Source organism: Streptomyces anulatus, from assembly GCF_000721175.1.
In the GTDB taxonomy this organism is placed as follows: Bacteria; Actinomycetota; Actinomycetes; order Streptomycetales; family Streptomycetaceae; genus Streptomyces; species Streptomyces anulatus_C.
Genome location: NZ_JOEZ01000080.1, coordinates 1 through 3,179, shown reverse-complemented (window position 1 = coordinate 3,179; position 3,179 = coordinate 1). Strand labels below are relative to the sequence as shown.

Annotated in this window: 1 rRNA gene; it reads left to right on the top strand. The window is 56.5% G+C overall.

What is annotated here, in order from left to right:
* Positions 1-32: 32 nt before the first annotated feature.
* Positions 33-3,157, top strand: a 23S ribosomal RNA gene (locus IG90_RS0138490).
* The last annotated feature ends 22 nt before the right edge of the window (positions 3,158-3,179 follow it).

Here is a 3,179-nt window from a genome sequence, read left to right as displayed (position 1 = left end):
TTGAGAACTGCACAGTGGACGCGAGCATCTGTGGCCAAGTTTTTAAGGGCGCACGGTGGATGCCTTGGCACCAGGAACCGATGAAGGACGTGGGAGGCCACGATAGTCCCCGGGGAGCTGTCAACCAAGCTTTGATCCGGGGGTTTCCGAATGGGGAAACCCGGCAGTCGTCATGGGCTGTCACCCGCTGCTGAACACATAGGCAGTGTGGAGGGAACGAGGGGAAGTGAAACATCTCAGTACCCTCAGGAAGAGAAAACAACCGTGATTCCGGGAGTAGTGGCGAGCGAAACTGGATGAGGCCAAACCGTATGCGTGTGATACCCGGCAGGGGTTGCGCATGCGGGGTTGTGGGATCTCTTTTTCATGGTCTGCCGGCTGTGAGACGAGTCAGAAACCGTTGGTGTAGGCGAAGGACATGCGAAAGGTCCGGCGTAGAGGGTAAGACCCCCGTAGCTGAAACATCAACGGCTCGTTTGAGAGACACCCAAGTAGCACGGGGCCCGAGAAATCCCGTGTGAATCTGGCGGGACCACCCGCTAAGCCTAAATATTCCCTGGTGACCGATAGCGGATAGTACCGTGAGGGAATGGTGAAAAGTACCGCGGGAGCGGAGTGAAATAGTACCTGAAACCGTGTGCCTACAAGCCGTGGGAGCGTCGCTGTATGTGCTTGCACATGCAGTCGTGACTGCGTGCCTTTTGAAGAATGAGCCTGCGAGTTAGCGGTGTGTAGCGAGGTTAACCCGTGTGGGGAAGCCGTAGCGAAAGCGAGTCCGAACAGGGCGATTGAGTTGCACGCTCTAGACCCGAAGCGGAGTGATCTAGCCATGGGCAGGTTGAAGCGGAGGTAAGACTTCGTGGAGGACCGAACCCACCAGGGTTGAAAACCTGGGGGATGACCTGTGGTTAGGGGTGAAAGGCCAATCAAACTCCGTGATAGCTGGTTCTCCCCGAAATGCATTTAGGTGCAGCGTCGTGTGTTTCTTGCCGGAGGTAGAGCACTGGATAGGCGATGGGCCCTACCGGGTTACTGACCTTAGCCAAACTCCGAATGCCGGTAAGTGAGAGCGCGGCAGTGAGACTGTGGGGGATAAGCTCCATGGTCGAGAGGGAAACAGCCCAGAGCATCGACTAAGGCCCCTAAGCGTACGCTAAGTGGGAAAGGATGTGGAGTCGCAGAGACAACCAGGAGGTTGGCTTAGAAGCAGCCACCCTTGAAAGAGTGCGTAATAGCTCACTGGTCAAGTGATTCCGCGCCGACAATGTAGCGGGGCTCAAGCGTACCGCCGAAGTCGTGTCATTCGTACACATAGGGCCAACGCCCGTACGGATGGGTAGGGGAGCGTCGTGTGCCGGGTGAAGCAGCCGCGGAAGCGAGTTGTGGACGGTTCACGAGTGAGAATGCAGGCATGAGTAGCGATACACACGTGAGAAACGTGTGCGCCGATTGACTAAGGGTTCCTGGGTCAAGCTGATCTGCCCAGGGTAAGTCGGGACCTAAGGCGAGGCCGACAGGCGTAGTCGATGGACAACCGGTTGATATTCCGGTACCCGCTTTGAAACGCCCAGTACTGAATCAGGCGATGCTAAGTCCGTGAAGCCGGCCCGATCTCTTCGGAGTTGAGGGTAGTGGTGGAGCCGATGAACCAGACTTGTAGTAGGTAAGCGATGGGGTGACGCAGGAAGGTAGTCCAGCCCGGGCGGTGGTTGTCCCGGGGTAAGGGTGTAGCCCGTGTGGTAGGTAAATCCGTCACACATACAGGGTGAGACCTGATGCCGAGCCGATTGTGGTGAAGTGGATGATCCTATGCTGTCGAGAAAAGCCTCTAGCGAGTTTCATGGCGGCCCGTACCCTAAACCGACTCAGGTGGTCAGGTAGAGAATACCGAGGCGTTCGGGTGAACTATGGTTAAGGAACTCGGCAAAATGCCCCCGTAACTTCGGGAGAAGGGGGGCCATCACTGGTGATAGCACTTGCTGCTTGAGCTGGGGGTGGCCGCAGAGACCAGCGAGAAGCGACTGTTTACTAAAAACACAGGTCCGTGCGAAGCCGTAAGGCGATGTATACGGACTGACGCCTGCCCGGTGCTGGAACGTTAAGGGGACCGGTTAGCTGACTTTCGGGTCGGCGAAGCTGAGAACTTAAGCGCCAGTAAACGGCGGTGGTAACTATAACCATCCTAAGGTAGCGAAATTCCTTGTCGGGTAAGTTCCGACCTGCACGAATGGCGTAACGACTTCTCGACTGTCTCAACCATAGGCCCGGTGAAATTGCACTACGAGTAAAGATGCTCGTTTCGCGCAGCAGGACGGAAAGACCCCGGGACCTTTACTATAGTTTGATATTGGTGTTCGGTTCGGCTTGTGTAGGATAGGTGGGAGACTTTGAAGCGGCCACGCCAGTGGTTGTGGAGTCGTCGTTGAAATACCACTCTGGTCGTGCTGGATGTCTAACCTGGGTCCGTGATCCGGATCAGGGACAGTGTCTGATGGGTAGTTTAACTGGGGCGGTTGCCTCCTAAAGAGTAACGGAGGCGCCCAAAGGTTCCCTCAGCCTGGTTGGCAATCAGGTGTTGAGTGTAAGTGCACAAGGGAGCTTGACTGTGAGACCGACGGGTCGAGCAGGGACGAAAGTCGGGACTAGTGATCCGGCAGTGGCTTGTGGAAGCGCTGTCGCTCAACGGATAAAAGGTACCCCGGGGATAACAGGCTGATCTTCCCCAAGAGTCCATATCGACGGGATGGTTTGGCACCTCGATGTCGGCTCGTCGCATCCTGGGGCTGGAGTCGGTCCCAAGGGTTGGGCTGTTCGCCCATTAAAGCGGTACGCGAGCTGGGTTTAGAACGTCGTGAGACAGTTCGGTCCCTATCCGCTGCGCGCGCAGGAATATTGAGAAGGGCTGTCCCTAGTACGAGAGGACCGGGACGGACGAACCTCTGGTGTGCCAGTTGTCCTGCCAAGGGCATGGCTGGTTGGCTACGTTCGGAAAGGATAACCGCTGAAAGCATCTAAGCGGGAAGCCTGCTTCGAGATGAGTATTCCCACCCTCTTGAAGGGTTAAGGCTCCCAGTAGACGACTGGGTTGATAGGCCAGATGTGGAAGCCCGGTAACGGGTGGAGCTGACTGGTACTAATAGGCCGAGGGCTTGTCCTCAGTTGCTCGCGTCCACTGTGTT